We start from the raw sequence: 18,184 nt of genomic DNA, 5'->3' as shown, positions 1-18,184 counted from the left end.
AAAATTTAGAAAACTTCAACCGGAACTCGAAATTCTGGCGCCTTCAAATTGTTCCTAAGAGAGTTATCTGCTAGCACTCATACTCACACGTAAAGAAGTTTTCGGGACGGTGGCAACAATGTACCCGCAACCGTGAATAAACGCATTATCAAATAAATGAATGGCCTTGTTAACGTAAAACCATTTTTGCTTGATTTTGTTTGAAACCTTGGCTTCAGAAAGAAACTGAACCTATAATCAACACCGACATATCACAAAGCCAAATAGAAAAGCTGTTCCTTCCAATAGGAACAGCTTTAAAGAGAAAGCCTCATATATGATAGATTTTACCTGATTGCAAATCGTCTAAAACCAAATTATTAACAGCTAGAAACAACTTGATTTAGCGATATTGAACCTCACATCTATATATCCGACTGCCTTTTTGTGAGAACTTCTCCTCGTACTCGGTCATGATATTGCCCTCAAAATCACTATTATGAAGATCAAGACTTACATATTTTAATATTAATCCATACTCCGAAAAGCTCATCAGCGAAAATTCAAACAATCCTTGATTATCTGTTTTAAAATGAATTTCACCATTGTCGATCAAGATTTCTTCATAAAGCTTTAAAAAGCTTTTGTACGTTAAACGTCTTTTCGCATGGCGAGTTTTAGGCCAAGGATCAGAAAAATTTAAATAAACGCGACTAACATCCCCCTTCGCGAAGTACTCAGTTAATTTTTCACCGTTAACATTTAAAAGCTTAAGGTTCGGGATATCAGCTGCAATTAAGCGATCAAGTGCAGAAACAATGACACTCTCATATAGCTCAATCCCAATATAATTAATATTTGGATTAGCTTTTGCCATTTCCGTAATAAAACGACCTTTTCCAGTTCCAACTTCAATATGAAGTGGTTGCTCCTTTTCAAATACCGCCTTCCAATTTCCTTTATATTGTTCTGGTGAAGAGATAACATACTGTGGATGTGAATCCAACATTTCTCTCGCCCATGGTTTATTTCGTAAACGCATTTGGACACCCCTAAAATCTAAAATAAATATTCGTACAAACAATATCATTAAGAAGAGCTTCACGCAAGTAGAAATAGTATGTCACAAGCTACTACGGTGAATAAACAAGAAAAGGAATTCACATGCTAGATGTGAATTCCTTTTTAAATTTGGATTTGTCGAAAGGGTGGACAAGGTGCCATTAAATCAACAAGATCAACTTCAATTACTGAAAGATATATTAAGCAATCATCAAGTTGATTGCTGTGGGTCTATCGCAGAGCTCGAACAATTAGAACGACTAGTAAAATCATTAATGACCGATTCAAATGTGGACAACGAAGTGCTTGAACAAATTTATCACTATAGCCAAAATGGAATTAACTCAAGCAATTTAGATAACCATATTGAATCACATCAACAGCAATTATCCCAATGGGTAAATGAAGTCGAGTCTTTTTCGTAAGCAAATTCTTTTAAAAAAGGCTTTGTGAACCAAGATAGTTAAGCAAAAAAAGGGGGGCTCATTTGGAAAAAAATCAAGGCTTCACCTTTTTTAGTTCAGCTATGCTAAAAGGTTCTCTGATTGCATGAAGAAATGAGTAAAATCAACATGGACATATAAACAAAGCTTAATGCCAAAAAATTATTGATTGATTCTGTCTCTTTCACCGACCGTGCATTTCTTAAAAGCGCAAAGTAAGTTGGACTAACTCCTGTAGTGAAAAATCCGCATCATGTTCAGCCCGAAAAACAGTTAAACCCAAGAATGCTGTAAAAATCAACATTCTTGGGTTTTTTACGTCGTGATATTTACTGAAAAATAAACTTATGAGACAGCATTGCCTAATTTGCAATGATATCATGAATAACCGTAAGCCATTTCTCAACTTCTTCCGTTCTTTCCTTGTTTTTTGACCACTGAACAGTCGACAAGGTTTGAGCAATAAAATACCATTTCAATCTTAAGCGTAAGTGATCATTGAGTGTAATTCCATAAAGACGAACCCAATCCTGCCACTGCTTCTCCGGAATATACCAATAAAGAAGCATACTTAAATCAAGAGCAGGATCACCGATCATCGCTCCGTCCCAATCGATTAAATACAGTTGATTGTCTTTTGTCAACAACCAGTTGTTATGATTGACATCGCCATGACAAACAACCTGAAGATTTGATGGAATATTAAGCAGTTCCTTCTTTAAAAATTGCAATGATGCATGAACGACAGGATGCCAAAGAAGCTCTTGATCCAAAGCTTTTTCTATTGATTCCAGCAAATAACTTGGCTGCAACGGGGTTTTCCCCATTCGGCGCAGCATACCAAGAAGAGGATCAGAACCATGTATTTTTTGCAGTAACTTCGCAACTCTCTCCCCGAGCATTTCGGGCGGCTTCAGTTCCCTACCCTCTAACCATTGCTGGGCAGTTATAACATCCCCACTCTCCAATCTCTTTGTCCAAATAAGCTTTGGAACAATTCCTTCTGCTGATAAGACGGCCAGAAACGGTGAGGAGTTTCGCTTTAAGAAAAGCCGCTGTTCTTCATGTTGTGCAAAAAACGCTTCACCCGTTGCCCCTCCAGCAGGGACAATTTCCCATTCTTGTCCAAATAAGTGTTCCAAAATTGTTCACCTTCAGTAAATAAATTTCACAATGCTAATCATTATGAAATGAATTAAGTAATAGTACGTATTACAAGTTCAGTACGAATAAAAAAGACAGCTACTGATACGAATCTACAATAGCTATCTTGTGCAAACTTCATCATAAATGAAAGCTAATTGAAAGACAATTGTTTTTTACTTTACACCATTCATTTTCAATTTAGCGTAATTCATTAATCCTTTAAATTTTATCCCCAAATACCAATTTCCGTCAAGTCCTCTGCGAAAATTCAACAATTCCTATTTTTGTTACTCTTCACCAACAAAGCAATCTATCACTTTCTTAGTCTACTTTTTTGGTTAGCAACGGAAGTGCTTGATGATGAACGGTAATATGCACAGGGCTTTCCCCAATATATTCTCCATCTGCATGGGCATAAAATGGGAAGCTCGATTGCACAGTAAGTTGTTTTCCTACCAATTCTTTTACTTCCTTAAACTTTGTATGTCCTCCCCAAAACACGGTAATAAAAACAAGGAGAAACTTCAACCTAGAGAGATTTTGTACAATCGTTACATTCAACAAGCCATCGTTAACATCAGCCTGGGGAGAGATTTTCATTCCTCCTCCGTAAAAAGGCTGATTTGAAACAGTCACAAACCAAGCTTTCTTAAAATGAAAGCTTTTTCCGTCAATGACAATATTCACATCACTGCATTGAAAAGAAAATAATTTTTTAATCACGAAATATGCATAGACTAAACTACCTAAATGAAGTTGATTTAAAAATCGTTTTAGACGCGAAGTATTGGCCACCTTCGTTATTAATGCGTCAAACCCGACACCCATATTATTGATAAAGTACGTGACATCGCCCTGTTCATTTTTGATTTCACCGATGTCAGCAAAGAAAGGTCGGGTTTTGACCTGCTCGGAAATAAACTTTAACGCCGCAAGCGGATTTTTAGGAACACCATATCCTCTTCTAAAATCATTGCCCGAACCTGCTGGTATCATGCCAATCATGACATTACGAGCATTAGCAGCGCCATTTATAACCTCATGTAAGGTGCCGTCGCCACCGATGGCAACAATCATGACCAAATCTTCAACACGAGCGCTGTTTAGCAACGCTCTGACAATCTCAACAGCATGCCCTCGATATTTTGTAAACGTTGCATGAAAAGGAATTTGCTCTAAAGCAAGCCGTTTTTCAACCTTTTTCCACACCTTCATGGAATAACCATTCTTTGCTTGAGGATTTATGATGAAATGAATGCTGTTCATGTAATCAACCTACAATTTCTTGATTATTCTTGTTCTGATTCTATTTCCCACTCTGGTCTGCGAACACTAGTGGTTTGACAATAATTTAGCAATGCCTGAGCTGCTTTTAATTGAATATGCTTTAAAGGTGAACGCTGCGTTCTCATCGTCTGAAACCATTTTTCATAATTTCGTCTCTCAATAAACTTCGTATCATACGGGGCAGATGGATAATCGATATAGCCATTGCGGGTTAAGACCACTTTGTGAATTGGCAATTCAATTCCATATCGACCTAAAATGTTTTTCGTTACTTTCTCAGTTCGGTTTAGTGCTAGTAAAGGGTTCAACACTTTATGTTCTTGCTCCTGATTACGCTTAATCCAAAAGTGATCGTTGGAACCGACAAATACCGCCCGCTCTTCTTCTTCTAAAAAAGTGATACACCAAACATCCGTCGGAGTTATGAGAATGATTTCTACTTCGACCGGTGCTGTTTTTAAAAGAAAAATAGGGTGAAACAAGACAAGGACTGTATCGGGAAACCTTTGTAAAAAATACTTCAAGCGCTCATTATGATAATAACTCTTGCTTACAAACGATTGTTCCGCTAGCGTTGTGCTGGCCCATTTTAATTGAAACGTAAAAAGCTGTTCCAAAAAGCTTCTTTTTAAATCGTCCAACGTATCTGGTTGAATCGCTAATGTTGGTGTAAATGAAAATGAACTTGCTGGAGTCTCTTGCTCTTCCAACACTTCTTTTTCCACTTCTTTTTCTCTCTTTAAAAAGCCTTTTATCCGATTAAAAAAAGGTTCTTTCTCCTCTTCATACCATTCCGGAACAAGAGGCTCTTCCTCACGTTCCAGCGGAATCTCACCATTCTCCCATGCGTTCTTCAACTTATCCCATTGCTGCGTTTTCAAGCGCACAAACCGGGAGGGGTATAAGAAAATATCCTGCTCATATCTTGAAACATAGTCTTGTAACTTTATTAACTGACCCATTTTTACCATCCTTACTTTTAAGGCAATATTATCCTGATTAACATAGCTATTTTAAAAAGAAAGATTCTTTCATTTCATATTTTGGAGTCTTTTCAACATGTGTTTCGTATAAAACGATTTCATTTGCTTGAAATGAAAATGGAACGTTTCCTGTTAAATATACTTTCGAAAATGGTTGTTCACCTTGCCATCTTCGCGCAAGAGTTATATGGGGTCGAAACTCTCTTGTTTCAAGTTTGAATCCCGCATTTACACATGATTGATATACTGAATTTCGTAGTTGCAGTAGCTTTTCTTCTTTATCTAACCGCGCCCAAAAAATTCTCGGAGAATCGCTGTTCCCAAATACTCCAAAATCTTGAATCGTTAAAGAAAAAGGGGAATGTACGGTAAGTTCCCTTGCAACATAAGTTAACGATGCATTAAGCTGTTCCTTAGTGGCACTTCCTAAAAAAGCTAAAGTAATGTGATAGTCCTCTTCATGCACCCAGCGGTTAAAAGACAGTTCTTCCCGTAAGCGGTCAGAAGTTTGCGCCAAAAATGCCTTCGCATCTTGCGGAAGCTTTAAAGCGTAAAAAAAATGTGGGGTTCTTTCCATTATATCGTCCTTTCTTTGAAACATTAAATGTATTTTCTATTCTTTTCATCATAACCACCTAAAAAATGATAATCAACCCAGTTGCCCGGAATAGTATGTTTTCGATATGATAAGGAAGAAGTTCGTTCATAATAGACAGTAATGGAATCTTGATCGATTTGAGAGAGGAAGATTTGATGAAGTTCGTAGAAAATATTGCTGATTTAATTGGTGATACTCCAATGGTAAAATTAAATCGCCTTGCTCCAGAAAATGGAGTAGATGTGTACTTAAAGTTGGAGTTTTATAATCCCAGCCGTAGCGTAAAAGATAGAGCTGCTTATAATATGATAGTGGAAGCAGAAAAAAAGGGACTGCTGAAAAAAGGAGCAACTATTATTGAGCCAACGAGCGGGAATACAGGTATTGGCTTAGCAATGAATGCTGCTGCAAAAGGTTATAAAGCGATACTCGTTATGCCTGATACAATGACAAAAGAACGGATCAATATATTAAAAGCATACGGAGCAGAAGTCGTACTTACTCCTGGTGATGAAAAAATGCCCGGTTCGATAAAAAAAGCGGAGGAATTGGCAGCAGAAATTCCAAACAGCTTCATTCCCATGCAATTTGACAATGAAGCAAACCCTGATGCCCATCGACATTCAACTGGTTTAGAAATCATTGAAGCGATGGAAGAAATCGGAAAACCGCTTAAAGCCTTTGTTGCCACCGCAGGAACAGGGGGGACCATTACAGGAACAGGCGAAGTTCTTAAAGATCATTATAAAGATATGCAAGTACATGTTGTCGAACCAGCAGGTTCACCTGTACTATCGGGTGGAAAACCAGGAAGACATAAACTTGTCGGAACAAGCCCTGGCTTCATTCCAAACACATTAAATCAAAAGGTATATGATAAGATTCACCAAATTACCGACGATGATGCTTATGAAATTACGCGTCTTCTTGCAAGCAAGGAAGGAATTCTTGTTGGACCATCATCTGGCGCCGCCTGCTTTGCAGCCCTAGAAGTCGCAAAAACTTTAGAGGCTGGTACAGCAGTTGTCTGTATTGCCTGCGACACAGGAGAAAGATATTTATCAAGTGATTTATTCCGCTTTGAAGAATAGACAAAAAATATTGCGACTTCTCAAAAATCGATTTCCGCACATTTTTGAGAGAGCGGACAAGTAACAATGAGCTTCGGAACTCCCCCAAAAACATTCTTCATTAAATATGCTTTAGAGAGGTTCCGAGCTAAAGATTACGGGAAGCCACTAGCATTCCTATTTACAGGTATGCTTGAGTTAGGTTTTATCATGCCCCTACAGCATCCTAAAGGTAGCAGCTGTCGCCAGCTTCTTTCAAAGGATTGATCATAAAATATAAAGGAAGTGGAGAAAACGAAACGTTTTACTCCACTTCCTTTATTTTAAGAGCTTATTGGGTAGCCTCTCTGTGCATCTTAAAGTTTGTCTCAGGTTCTTTTTATTTGGCAAGTTCATAAATAGCCTGCGCATAAATGGCAGTTGCCTTCAGCAAATCCTCGATAATCATATACTCGTCCTTTTGGTGCGCAATATCCGGTCTCCCTGGAAAAAGCGGACCAAATGCAACTCCTGATTTTAACGACCGGGCATATGTACCACCACCGATCGACAGAAGCTCTGCTTTCTCTCCTGTCTGTTCCTCATAAACCTTTTTTAATGTTTGTACTAAGAAGTCCTGCTCGTCCACATGATGCGGCTTGGAATCGGAAAAATTATCGATCTTGAATCCTTCTACAGTCAACTTCTCTTCCAAATTAGCAATGGTATCTTCCAAGTTTGTCGTAACTGGATAGCGCATATTAAGACCCAATCTACCGCCCTTTTCTAAATCATAACTCAATTTGCCTACATTGATCGTTAAATCTCCCGTAATGTCATCAGAATAGGCAATTCCCAATGCATGTCCACGAGAATCTTGATAAAAATAAGCAGAAACAAACTGAATGAAAGCAGCAGCTTGCTTATCAAGCTCTAGTCCTGAAAGAAACTTTGCTAATATTAGACCAGCGTTTTTCCCTTTATTCGGTTCCATCCCGTGAGCAGAAATTCCTTCCAGTTCTAACAGCAAACCTTCTTTTGTATTCGTATGCTTACCTGTCACATCGTTATCCTTTAAAAAATCTTCAAAGGCGCCGATTACTGGTGCAGACTTTCCAGACATAGCAATGATCGCTTTGGCATAATCAGGAACCATATTGTAACGTCTCCCCGATTCAAAAGAAAGCAATTCATTCCCTACTTTCTCATTTGTTGAGAGTGGCTTTTGTACGAGATCATAGTCAGCAATTCCTTTTTCAGCATAAATAATTGGAAAATCAGCATCTGGGGCAAATCCACATGTCGGCATTTCCTCATGCTTAAAATAATGATCAACACAGCGCCAATTGCTTTCTTCGTCCGTTCCAATAATCATGCGTACCCTTTTGGTTAGCGGCAATTTTAATTCTTTCACAATTTTCATGGCATAATAAGCAGCCATTGTTGGGCCTTTATCATCAATTGCTCCACGAGCGAAAATCTTTCCATCTCGAATATCAGCACCAAATGGATCACTCGACCATCCGTCACCTTCTGGAACAACATCGACATGGCAAAGGATTCCGATTAGCTCATCCCCCTGTCCAAACTCAAGATGTCCTGCTAAATTATCCACATTTTTAGCAATGAACCCATCTTTTTCACCAAGCTCAAGCATGAACTGCAATGCTTCCTTAACCCCTTGACCAAGCGGGGCATCTGCTGTTGCATTGTCTTCATCTAATAAACTTTTGATCTTCAATAAATTTTGTGTATCCTCAATAAGTGACTGTTTTCGTGCTTGAACTTCTTTCATCCAATTCAATTTTAAACCCTCCCTCAAGTTCCTAAAAAGTTAAATGCGAGTAAGCCTATAGTAATGGGAATTCCAACAATTATGATCGCTACTACATACAATACCGTAATGGTTCGCTTTCTAGCAGCAAAATACGCATCATGCTCTTGATATTTTTTTGTAAAAGGATGAGATAAAATAATTCTCTCCCAGAGACCTGCCAACCAACTCCACATCATCAATAAAAATCCACCTAAGATGAAACACTTAATCCATAATGGTGGAATAATTAAAACAGCCGCTATCGTAACAGAACAAATTTGAAAATAAGTCATTATATGGGAGCTATTGCGGATAAACACTTTTACAAACAATTCAACAAACCCATTAACTGCCGTTCTTTTCTTAAAAATGCGTCGTGAATTTCGAAACAACCATGGTCGTTTTCTTGTGATCACCTTCGTTTTTTCAATATCATAGGACATTTGAAAGATCATATTAACAAGCTTCTGCTTCTCTTCATTCTCAATTAATAATTCTGCTTCCATCGCGGAGTTCTTCCTTAATAACGGAAAGTACAGAAGAAGGGCCGCACTCCCAATCACAACAGCGAACAACATCATCATTAATGAATGATTTTCCCAAAGGTGAGCAATTGCCTGAGCTCCCCAACTTACAACGATAAAAAATCCAATTGTTAAAAAGATTCTAATCCATTTTCCTTCAATCTTTTTAATATGAAACTTTATATACATGATCATGTACTTGATCGATAATAAAAACAAAAAATATGAACCGACATGAATCGATGTTAACTGATAATGTTGAATGATAAAAGGAAGCAAGAGAGCGGTTATAACTAAAGTAGAAAGTGCCTGAAACAGCACTGAATAACGAAATCCCCATTTTTTTAATCCGTAAAACAACTCCCTTTTCTTCACTAAAAAAACCTTATCTGCACCATCAACATAAGTTCGGTATGTACCTAGCCAAGTAAATAAGTAACCTGCTACAAAAAATAACTCTATTGGCATCCATTGAATCCACGGAGGGGCTCCTTCTATCCACCAAGAGCGATATATAACGATGAACGCGACAATGGCAGGAATAATGAGATAGAGCCAAATCGTCCAATCAGCTATTTGACGGAAAGATTTTAATCTGATAACGCCAATTTTGAAATAAGCGGTGGCGGAAAATTTTGAAGCTGTTCATCATTCTGTTTCCTCTGCAATTTTATGAAAGCAGTCAAATAATGAGCCACCTACAAGTCCGCACTGCTCCTGTATTTCCACTAATGTCCCTGATGCTTCGAGTCTCCCATTATTTATGAGAAGAAAGCGATCACAAACCTTTTCCGCCGTGTCCAACACATGTGTAGACATTATAATCCCAGCCCCACGTTGTCTTTCTTCCTCAAGAGAGGAAAGGAGGAGCTTCACTGCGCTTGGATCTAAACCAATAAATGGTTCATCGATTATGTAAACAGCCGGCTTCGTAATTTGAGCGAGAATAAGCATCGCTTTTTGTTGCATTCCTTTTGAAAAAGTTGCCGGCAATTGATGGGCGGCCTCATGTAATTTATACAAACGAAGGAGTTCGTTCACTTTCATTTGATATTCTTGCTCAGCTAGTTCTTCAACTGCTGCAACAAAATCCAAATGCTCCCACAACGTCATTTCATCATAAAAAATCGGTCGCTCGGGAATATAGGAATACTTCTCTGGTAGTTGAAAAGTCGCTTCCCCTTGCAAGTATTCCATAAGGCCCAGAATCGACTTTATCGTAGTGCTTTTTCCAGCTCCATTCGGACCGATGAGCCCGATCAGCTCACCTTTTTCTAGGGAAAATTGAATATCTTTAATAATTGCTTGCTCTTTTTCGTATCCAGCTTGAAGAATATCAACAGTCAAAAGACTCAAAATGCTGCACCTCCTATTAATACATACGAATGAGACTTGAAAAAGTTTGCAAAAATTAAGAAATTGAGAAAGTAAAGCTTACAGCAGAGCATATTTGCTTTCCAATGGTTCGATTAAGAACCTTTTAATAGTCGCACTAGATTACTGCAACGGAAAAAAACAATAGAGCAAGGAAGAAAACAGAGGCCGTTCTCTTCACTTACTCTCTGATGCTAAAAAGTTTCAATCCATCCACTAATTTTTTAATTTTCACTTAGCAATGTGGCAAGTTCATTATACTCATAGTCAACAGCATAATCATATGCAGTTGAGCCTGTCGAATCCTTATAGTCAATATCTACTCCATATTTCAGCAGAAGTTTGACCATCTCAAGGTCTTCCGCAAATACTGCTGAAAATAATGGAGTTGTCTCGTATTCATCAACTGTATTTGGATCTGCTCCAGCCTTTAGAAGAGCCTCTGCTGCTTCGTAAGAAGAATAGTACACGGCCCAATGAAGAGCGGTAGATCCTTCGAAATCCATTTCATTGATGTCCATTCCTTCATCAAGAAGAGATTCTATTTTTGCGACATCATTTTCTATCGCAGCATTTATTAACGGAGTTGTATCATCGATTTCTGAATGAATCTCCGGAAAGAAATCTGTTTTACCTAGAGCAAAAACAGCATAGGTAAACCCTGAAATCACAATGATAATAGAAAATATCGCAATGATCAGCCCTATCCAAACGCGTCCCTTTGGTTCATTTAATGGTTCTGTCGCTTCAGGGGCATAGCAGGTTGATAATTCATAAATTCTCTTTGGTAAGTGAGGATGTGTCGAAAGTTTTTCATTCAACCAAACAAAAAATCCTGATTCTGTTTGAAGCTGCCTCATATAAACTTCATGATTTACTTTTGCGTAAAGTTCTTTTCCAATCGCAAGCATGAGCAACGCATTTGTAGATGCTCCTAATGACTGAATATAGTAGGTTGCATAACGATCACAAGTATACTCACATGCCCGCAAGTATGCATTCCCAAGGAAAGGTATCCACATTGCCGGCAAAATTAACAAGCTTATTAACACATGCTTTCTTTTTAAATGGGCAAACTCATGGGCTAAAACAAAGAGGACTTCCTTTTCTCCTTCTTTTTCAATCAGATCAAATATGCCTGAATAAAGAACGACCATATCTTTTTGAAAAAAACGCGTTGCAAAAGCGTTTAACACTCCTTCAGATTCGACAACATACAGATCGGGTATTTTCGATAAACCCATATCTTTAGCTACGATTACCGCTTTTTCATAAATCTCAGGGAATTGTTCTTCACTTAGCTTTACCCCATTGCGACGAATCCCACCAATATAAAGACCATTGAGAACAAGAGAAAGAAATAAAATAAATGCGATGACAAACACTCCAATAATAGAAAAAGTTAAAAGAATGTAAGTCAAAATACTAAAAATGAGAACAAGCCCAAAATAAATATTTTCCTTGCGATGTACAAGATGATTTTCAATTGTTGTATCCAAAAACAAAATCTTCCTTTCTTGATAGTCTGTTATGAATTATAACCGATCAAGAAAAGATCGAATAGAGGGAAATATTAGTTTCCTCAACAAAAGAAGTAGCATTCCGTTCCCTTCATCAGGAGGTTCTATTATTAATGTTCCGCCTTATTCCAAGAACCATTGTCAAATTCAAATCAAACAGTTCTTTAAGTCAACAATAGGATTGCTGTTAGCGATTCTGTAACAACTCCACTCGGAGGGGTACACACCGTCAATCAAACTAGAATCAGCTCCCGCCCTTTTATTTAAATACTGAAAAGAAGTGAATGATAAGTTATAAGAATTTTCAATTTTCGTACATAAACAGCTTGTCTTTTCCCATATGTATTACTGAGAAAGACAAGAAAGGGGAGAAGAATCTCAATAAATTAATTCATTAAAGTAGAAATTATTAGAAAATAAGTTTAGAATTATGTTATAACGTTTAATATGAAAGTATATTTGAAAGAAATCGATAAAGGGGTTGTCTTGGGAAAAGAAGCGTACATATGTATGAGAGGATTCTCATAGAAGCTGTCAGTTGTAGGATTATGCCACAGGTTTGAAAAAAGGATAGGGAGTGGTTTTTTGAAACCTTCGACTAACCGGATGATAAACCGAATCAAATCCGTCTACATGTTTATTAATCAACAAGGAACTGTAACAACTCAAGAGCTTGTAGAAGAATTTGGTACAACTCCTCGGACGATCCAACGAGATTTAAATGTTCTAGCTTATAACGACTTAGTTGAAAGCCCAAGTCGTGGTAAATGGACAACAACACACAAAAAAGTAAAAATAACCTCGTAAACGAAAAATTTACTTTAAGAAATTAGAAGTCGCCTCAAATGGGGCGACTTCTTTATGTAGATGATTCACTTTACTTCATATTCAAGCAAACGCTTTAATTCAACTTCCGTTAACTCTCTATACTCTCCGAGTTCAAGCGTTTCATCAAGTTCCAACGGTCCCATCGATATCCGTTTCAAATAGAGCACTTTTTTTCCAATTGCCTCAAACATTCTTTTTACTTGATGAAATTTACCTTCAGTAATCGTTAATTCAATGTCTGAACGTAGTCCTGATTTTAAAATCGCCAGCTCTCCTGATTTCGTAACATAACCATCATCTAGTGTAACACCCTTTTTAAAAGCCAACACATCCTCCTCTGTTACTTCCTGATCAATAACAGCAAAGTACGTCTTTGGCACGTGCTTTTTAGGGGATAATAAACGGTGTGAAAGCTGTCCGTCATTCGTTAAAAGTAAAAGACCCTCTGTATCCTTATCCAATCTTCCAACTGGAAATGGAGAGAAAATGGCATCTTCCATTTCTAACAGGTCAACAACAGTTCTTTCATAACGGTCCTCCGTTGCAGAAATGACACCTGGTGGCTTATTCATCATTAAATAGATAAATTCTTTATATTCCACTACCTCACCGAAAAGAGTCACAGTATCCTCTTCAGGATTAACATGCTCCTTTGCGTCTTTAACCAATTTATCGTTTATCTTAACTGCTCCGTCTTTCAGCAATTTTTTTACATCTTTGCGACTTCCATAGCCAAGATTTGCAAGCATTTTATCAATTCTCATTTTTCAATCCCCATTTCCACATACTCACTGGGCAACTGCCCTTCCCTTATTCATAGTTGCTCATAGACTAATATCACGGCTATACCAAATTTACGATTTCAAGTATCTATATTTATATCATTTCCCGCGTAGGAGGTGTATACTAATGTATTATCGGCAACAAGGTCAACCTCAAGTGACTGGCCAAGGATTTTTTATTCCAGGTGTTCCTGGCTATCCAAGCGTTCCTTTGCCTGGAGGCGGCAACGTTGATCGCCGTTTTGAACGCATCGAGCGGCAAATTCAAAGCCTTGAACGGCAGTTGGATCGTCTTGAACGCCGTATAAATCGCATCGAAAACAGACTTGGCATCTACTACGACAACTACTAAATGAATGGATGATAAAACAGGTCGCCGCAAATGGTGACCTGTTTTTTACTTGCTGCTACTCTGTTCTAATACGAACACTCCTTGCATCGATAAGGAAACTGCTAAATTTGCTCAGTTGTACCTCTACCACACATATACTGGAACGCCAAAATTCCTTATCATCGTTAAACTTTTAACCTTAGCTTTTCTTTAATCCGATCGACCCTAGCACCAAATAGGAAATTAACTAGTTTCGATTTTAACCCTAAATAGAAATACACTCCCGCACCTGCTATTGCACAAAGCGCAACCATGATAAGCGCTTCAAGCTTGACGTCTGGCGAAAGGAACATCGTCAATAAATAATACACAAGCTTTGTAACGAAATACATAATCGCCGTAAAGATCACGATTAAGATCCCTCTTCTAAAAACAAGACGAAAGCGATATTTAGAGAATGCTTTAATTACAAATAAATTGATTAAAATAGCCACACTATAACCAAGTGCCGTTGCTAGAATCGCGCCCTTTGTTTCCATCAATTTTATCAACGGGATATTCAAGCTGAGCTTAATTAAAATGCCCACTAATAAACTAAGAATATTAAATTTCTGCGCATCAATTCCTTGTAAAATAGCTGCTGTCACGGCATAAAGGGCAAAGAGCATCCCTATTGGCGCATACGCTTCTAATACTTCTGCTCCCAGAGCATCTGGCTCATAAAACACCGTATAAAAAGGCTCTGCTAACAAAGATAAACCAAGAGCGGCTGGTAATGTTAAATAGGTAAGTACTTGAAACGTTTGATTCAATTGGCGATTTAATCCGAGCTGATCTTGCTCTGTATAAGATTTAGTGACTGCTGGAATTAATGTTAACGAAAAAGCTGTTGCCAGTGAAACTGGAATAATAACAAGCTTTTGCGCTTGGAAATTAAGGATTGAAAAAGCATGCTCAGCCTCATTGAAAGCATAGCCCATCGAGACCATCGTTGGATTAAAAGTTAACTGATCAATAAATTGAAACAAGGGATTGGCAATTCCGACTAATACAAAAGGAATGGAATAAAGAAGGATTTCCTTGTAAATATCTTTAACAGAAATATCCATCGTTTTTCGATCACGAAGCAGCAGTTCATCAAACATCGGTTTTTTCTTAACCCAGTACCAAAATAGAACCGCAAGTCCTCCTAGACCACCAATAAAAGCCGCAAAAACAGAAAAGCTAACTGCCGTTACTAAACTCCCTTGAGCTACCTTCAAAACGATATAGGCACCCGCTAATACGAAAGCAATCCGGACAATTTGTTCAACCACTTGAGAAACGGCTGTCGGTTCCATTGACTGATGACCTTGGAAAAAACCTCGTATAATAGACATAAATGGAATAATGATTAAAGCAAAACTGACTGCTCGAATAACGGTTGTGACATCCGCCATATGATCGATAAAGTCTGGATCGGTAATCACCATCGCTGCTAAAGTAGGGGCAGCTATATATAAAATCAGAAAGGAAATAATACCTGTAATCGCCATTAACACGAGACCTGTTTTAAATAATTTCCTTCCAACGGCATATTCTTCAATGGCATTATATTTTGAAATAAATTTAGAAACGGATGCAGGAATCCCTGCCGTCGCAATACTGATGAAAATCGTGTAGGGAACATAGGCATAATTGTAAAGAGCCGTTCCTTCATTCCCGACTAAGGCAAAAAAAGGAATGACATAAAACAAGCCAAGAAATTTCGAAATAAACGTACCAGAGGTTAACACAAATGTCCCTCTTAACAGCTTTGAAGACATAACATCCCATCCTAATCAAAAATCAGCGAGCAAAAAAAAATCTTCCAATTTAACAGTTTACACTTCTTTAAAAATAACTTCTACCTTTATATGTATCCTTTTCATGACAATCGTTCATGTTCTATAATATACTGATTAGATGCTTTTCAAAAGTAAAAGCCCATTTTTAGAATAAATATCCTCCAATTAAATGGAGTCGTTAAGGAGAATGAATGGATGCAATATGATGTAATTGTCATCGGTGGTGGGCCTTCTGGTCTGATGGCAGCCATTGCTGCTGGTGAACAAGGAGCGATCGTTTTATTAATCGATAAAGGGGACAAGCTTGGGAGGAAATTAGCGATTTCAGGAGGCGGAAGATGCAATGTGACGAATCGCCTTCCGATTGATGAAATCATCAAGCATATCCCTGGAAATGGGCGCTTTTTATATAGCGCATTTTCGATTTTTAATAATGAAGATATTATCAAGTTTTTCGAAAAGCTTGGCATTGAATTAAAGGAGGAAGATCACGGAAGGATGTTCCCTGCTTCAAATAAGGCACAGTCCGTTGTGAATGCTCTTTTAAGCAGGTTGGAACATTTGGATGTACAAATAAAAACCAATTCGCCTGTCTCAGATATTGACTTTAATGAGGGAGGCCCCATCACTGTTCATGTGAAAAACGGACAGAGCTATACCACTGCAACAGCCATTATTGCGGTTGGTGGTAAATCAGTTCCTCACACCGGTTCGACTGGTGATGGCTATGCATGGGCTGAAAAGGTCGGCCATACAATCACCGAGCTTTACCCGACCGAAGTCCCATTAACTTCAGCTGAGCCGTTCATTAAACAAAAGGAGCTACAAGGGTTATCGTTACGAGACGTCTCATTAAGCGTACTTAATCCTAAAGGTAAGGCACTCATTACCCATCAGATGGATATGATCTTTACCCATTTTGGTATCAGCGGTCCTGCTGTTCTTAGATGCAGCCAGTTTGTAGTAAAAGCAATGAAAAAGTGGAATCTATCTGAAGTGGTGATGAGCTTAGATGCACTTCCAGATAAAAAAGAAGAGCTTCTTTTTCAAGAATGGCAGAAATTAATCAAAACGGAACCAAAAAAAAGTGTGAAAAATATTTTAAAAGGTTTGCTCCCTGAACGTTATTTACTTTTCCTTCTCGCCTATAATGAAATTGATCCAGCCATCCAAGGGGCCAATCTTTCTTCTGATAAACTCCGTGCATTCACACGTAGCTGTAAACAATTTCAATTTAAAGTAAACGGGACGCTTCCTTTGGAAAAAGCCTTCGTTACTGGCGGAGGAGTGTCCATAAAAGAGATCGAGCCGCAGACGATGGCATCAAAGAAAAGGAATGGACTCTACTTCTGTGGGGAAATTCTCGATATCCATGGCTACACTGGTGGCTACAACATTACCTCTGCTCTCGTAACAGGGAGACTGGCTGGGATGAATGCAGCACATTTCGTTCAAGAAAATAAAAAGTGAAGCCTCCTATTAATATGGTACCTATAGTTAGGACACTTGAAAAAGAGTGTTTTATCTATAGGTATTTTTTTATATACTTAAACTTACTAAATAAGAACTAGGGGACAACATGAGTAAAATAACATTTTCAACTACAGAGGTAAAAATGCTTCAAAAGAATCCAAACGTACAAAGTGTTAGCGAGAGATCTATTACATATACAGATTCATTTAAGAATAAATTTATGGACGAGTATTTGGGGGGCAAACTCCCTCGGCAGATCTTCATTGAAAACGGCTTTGATGTGGACGTTATAGGAATGAAACGAATTGAACAGTCTGCCTACAGGTGGAAGAAAGCCTATGAAAAGGAAGGGTTAATTGGACTTACAGATTCAAGAAAATCAAGTTCTGGTAGACCATTAAAACGGGAACTTACCTCTTCTGAAGTGATTGAAAGGCAAGAAGCTAGAATTAAGCTACTGGAGGGGCAAGTAGAGTTATTAAAAAAGCTCGAAGTGACAGAAAGGAGGCTGCTAAACGCAAGCGAAAACCTAGAACCGAGTAGAGTATTTCAATTGATTTCTGAGACCATTGAACAAAGTGGTTTTAAGCGTATGACCAAGTATTTTTGTGATCTTCTAGAGGTTTCTCGTTCTGGATACTACAGCTTCCTTAAAGCATCTACTGTCCGTGAAGCCAGAGAACAATTGGACTTTGAAGCGAAAGAAATCATACTAAAGGCCTTTAATCGACGGGGATATAAGAAAGGGTCCCGATCCATCAAAATGATTTTGGAGAATGATTATAACATCATATTTAGTCGTAAAAAGATACAAAGAATCATGAGGAAATACGGAATAGTCTGTCCTCATAGAAAGGCAAATCCTTATAAAAAAATCGCTAAAGCAACAAAGGAGCATCAAGTCGTAGCCAATAAGTTAAACAGAGAGTTTAAGCAGGGTATACCAGGGAAAGTTTTATTAACGGATATTACATATTTGCCATATAACGGAAATAGTATGGCTTATTTGTCAACCGTAAAAGATGCTTCCACTAATGAAATCCTAGCTTATCATGTTTCTGACCGTATTACTTTAGATATCGCTACGAAGACGATCCAGAAATTGATGAACAACAAGAAAGTTACATTGCATAAAGATGCCTTTATTCATTCGGACCAGGGAA

17 protein-coding genes are annotated in these 18,184 nt (G+C 38.0%); 6 read left to right on the top strand and 11 right to left on the bottom strand.

Going from position 1 to position 18,184, the window contains the following annotated elements; genetic code table 11:
• Nucleotides 1–382: 382 nt before the first annotated feature.
• A complete protein-coding gene (trmB, locus tag PZE06_RS10810; RefSeq protein WP_150915684.1) occupies nucleotides 383–1,021 on the bottom strand; it encodes a tRNA (guanosine(46)-N7)-methyltransferase TrmB in 639 nt (212 codons plus the stop codon).
• A 175-nt stretch (nucleotides 1,022–1,196) separates the two neighbouring features.
• Here trmB and PZE06_RS10805 point away from each other — a divergent pair, with 175 nt between their 5' ends.
• Nucleotides 1,197–1,466 (top strand): YtzH-like family protein, encoded by a 270-nt coding sequence (locus PZE06_RS10805; protein ID WP_150915683.1) that lies wholly within the window; start codon nucleotides 1,197–1,199, stop codon nucleotides 1,464–1,466.
• A 380-nt stretch (nucleotides 1,467–1,846) separates the two neighbouring features.
• Here PZE06_RS10805 and PZE06_RS10800 read toward each other — a convergent pair whose 3' ends face one another.
• The 4 genes from PZE06_RS10800 to thpR form a co-directional block, all read right to left on the bottom strand.
• On the bottom strand, nucleotides 1,847–2,626 hold the full coding sequence (locus PZE06_RS10800) for a phosphotransferase family protein (protein WP_150915682.1): 780 nt from the start codon (nucleotides 2,624–2,626) through the stop codon (nucleotides 1,847–1,849).
• A 325-nt stretch (nucleotides 2,627–2,951) separates the two neighbouring features.
• Entirely contained in the window at nucleotides 2,952–3,896 is a 945-nt protein-coding gene (locus tag PZE06_RS10795) for a diacylglycerol/lipid kinase family protein (RefSeq protein ID WP_150915681.1), read from the bottom strand.
• A 23-nt stretch (nucleotides 3,897–3,919) separates the two neighbouring features.
• Nucleotides 3,920–4,879, bottom strand: a complete 960-nt coding sequence (locus tag PZE06_RS10790) for a nuclease-related domain-containing protein (RefSeq protein ID WP_150915680.1) — start codon at nucleotides 4,877–4,879, stop codon at nucleotides 3,920–3,922.
• 46 nt (nucleotides 4,880–4,925) lie between these two features.
• Complete coding sequence (gene thpR, locus PZE06_RS10785) at nucleotides 4,926–5,477, bottom strand: RNA 2',3'-cyclic phosphodiesterase (protein WP_150915679.1); 552 nt, start codon at nucleotides 5,475–5,477, stop codon at nucleotides 4,926–4,928.
• A 176-nt stretch (nucleotides 5,478–5,653) separates the two neighbouring features.
• Between thpR and cysK the strand changes: the two genes are divergently transcribed.
• Nucleotides 5,654–6,589 carry a cysteine synthase A gene (gene cysK / locus PZE06_RS10780; RefSeq protein ID WP_150915678.1) on the top strand — a complete coding sequence of 312 codons (936 nt, stop codon included), beginning with the start codon at nucleotides 5,654–5,656 and terminating at the stop codon, nucleotides 6,587–6,589.
• A 358-nt stretch (nucleotides 6,590–6,947) separates the two neighbouring features.
• On the opposite strand, the gene pepV is transcribed toward cysK, so the two are convergent.
• From pepV to PZE06_RS10760, 4 genes are all read right to left on the bottom strand, one after another.
• On the bottom strand, nucleotides 6,948–8,342 hold the full coding sequence (gene pepV, locus PZE06_RS10775; protein WP_150915747.1) for a dipeptidase PepV: 1,395 nt from the start codon (nucleotides 8,340–8,342) through the stop codon (nucleotides 6,948–6,950).
• 23 nt (nucleotides 8,343–8,365) lie between these two features.
• The gene (locus tag PZE06_RS10770) at nucleotides 8,366–9,487 is read right to left on the bottom strand and encodes an ABC transporter permease (RefSeq protein ID WP_225310782.1); all 1,122 of its coding nucleotides are present in this window, start codon (nucleotides 9,485–9,487) and stop codon (nucleotides 8,366–8,368) included.
• Nucleotides 9,488–9,535: 48 nt separating this feature from the next.
• Nucleotides 9,536–10,243, bottom strand: a complete 708-nt coding sequence (locus PZE06_RS10765; protein ID WP_150915676.1) for an ABC transporter ATP-binding protein — start codon at nucleotides 10,241–10,243, stop codon at nucleotides 9,536–9,538.
• A gap of 242 nt (nucleotides 10,244–10,485) precedes the next feature.
• A complete protein-coding gene (locus PZE06_RS10760; RefSeq protein WP_150915675.1) occupies nucleotides 10,486–11,760 on the bottom strand; it encodes a M48 family metallopeptidase in 1,275 nt (424 codons plus the stop codon).
• 606 nt (nucleotides 11,761–12,366) lie between these two features.
• Here PZE06_RS10760 and PZE06_RS10755 point away from each other — a divergent pair.
• Entirely contained in the window at nucleotides 12,367–12,588 is a 222-nt protein-coding gene (locus tag PZE06_RS10755) for a DeoR family transcriptional regulator (protein ID WP_150915674.1), read from the top strand.
• Nucleotides 12,589–12,653: 65 nt separating this feature from the next.
• On the opposite strand, the gene PZE06_RS10750 is transcribed toward PZE06_RS10755, so the two are convergent.
• Nucleotides 12,654–13,373, bottom strand: a complete 720-nt coding sequence (locus tag PZE06_RS10750) for a pseudouridine synthase (protein ID WP_150915673.1) — start codon at nucleotides 13,371–13,373, stop codon at nucleotides 12,654–12,656.
• Nucleotides 13,374–13,518: 145 nt separating this feature from the next.
• Here PZE06_RS10750 and PZE06_RS10745 point away from each other — a divergent pair, with 145 nt between their 5' ends.
• Nucleotides 13,519–13,743, top strand: a complete 225-nt coding sequence (locus tag PZE06_RS10745) for a hypothetical protein (RefSeq protein ID WP_150915672.1) — start codon at nucleotides 13,519–13,521, stop codon at nucleotides 13,741–13,743.
• A 164-nt stretch (nucleotides 13,744–13,907) separates the two neighbouring features.
• On the opposite strand, the gene PZE06_RS10740 is transcribed toward PZE06_RS10745, so the two are convergent.
• Complete coding sequence (locus PZE06_RS10740; protein ID WP_150915671.1) at nucleotides 13,908–15,527, bottom strand: putative polysaccharide biosynthesis protein; 1,620 nt, start codon at nucleotides 15,525–15,527, stop codon at nucleotides 13,908–13,910.
• A gap of 216 nt (nucleotides 15,528–15,743) precedes the next feature.
• On the opposite strand from PZE06_RS10740, the gene PZE06_RS10735 reads away from it, so the two are divergent.
• Together PZE06_RS10735 and PZE06_RS10730 are read left to right on the top strand one after the other, a co-directional pair.
• Complete coding sequence (locus PZE06_RS10735) at nucleotides 15,744–17,018, top strand: BaiN/RdsA family NAD(P)/FAD-dependent oxidoreductase (protein WP_150915670.1); 1,275 nt, start codon at nucleotides 15,744–15,746, stop codon at nucleotides 17,016–17,018.
• A 109-nt stretch (nucleotides 17,019–17,127) separates the two neighbouring features.
• A partial coding sequence (locus tag PZE06_RS10730; RefSeq protein WP_275791680.1) for an IS3 family transposase occupies nucleotides 17,128–18,184 on the top strand: 1,057 nt, incomplete at its 3' end.

This window comes from Robertmurraya sp. DFI.2.37 (assembly GCF_029211245.1).
In the GTDB taxonomy this organism is placed as follows: domain Bacteria; phylum Bacillota; class Bacilli; order Bacillales; family Cytobacillaceae; genus Robertmurraya; species Robertmurraya methanolica_A.
The sequence above is the reverse complement of the archived record's forward strand: the minus strand, read 5'-3'. Positions and strand labels throughout refer to the sequence as shown.

What these genes read in the sequence shown, in the direction of transcription:
- trmB (WP_150915684.1), bottom strand. Translation starts at nt 1,021, where the DNA reads ATGCGTTTACGAAATAAACCATGGGCGAGAGAAATGTTGGATTCACAT.
- PZE06_RS10795 (WP_150915681.1), bottom strand. Translation starts at nt 3,896, where the DNA reads ATGAACAGCATTCATTTCATCATAAATCCTCAAGCAAAGAATGGTTAT.
- PZE06_RS10790 (WP_150915680.1), bottom strand. Translation starts at nt 4,879, where the DNA reads ATGGGTCAGTTAATAAAGTTACAAGACTATGTTTCAAGATATGAGCAG.
- thpR (WP_150915679.1), bottom strand. Translation starts at nt 5,477, where the DNA reads ATGGAAAGAACCCCACATTTTTTTTACGCTTTAAAGCTTCCGCAAGAT.
- cysK (WP_150915678.1), top strand. Translation starts at nt 5,654, where the DNA reads ATGAAGTTCGTAGAAAATATTGCTGATTTAATTGGTGATACTCCAATG.
- pepV (WP_150915747.1), bottom strand. Translation starts at nt 8,342, where the DNA reads ATGAAAGAAGTTCAAGCACGAAAACAGTCACTTATTGAGGATACACAA.
- PZE06_RS10750 (WP_150915673.1), bottom strand. Translation starts at nt 13,373, where the DNA reads ATGAGAATTGATAAAATGCTTGCAAATCTTGGCTATGGAAGTCGCAAA.
- PZE06_RS10745 (WP_150915672.1), top strand. Translation starts at nt 13,519, where the DNA reads ATGTATTATCGGCAACAAGGTCAACCTCAAGTGACTGGCCAAGGATTT.
- PZE06_RS10740 (WP_150915671.1), bottom strand. Translation starts at nt 15,527, where the DNA reads ATGTCTTCAAAGCTGTTAAGAGGGACATTTGTGTTAACCTCTGGTACG.
- PZE06_RS10735 (WP_150915670.1), top strand. Translation starts at nt 15,744, where the DNA reads ATGCAATATGATGTAATTGTCATCGGTGGTGGGCCTTCTGGTCTGATG.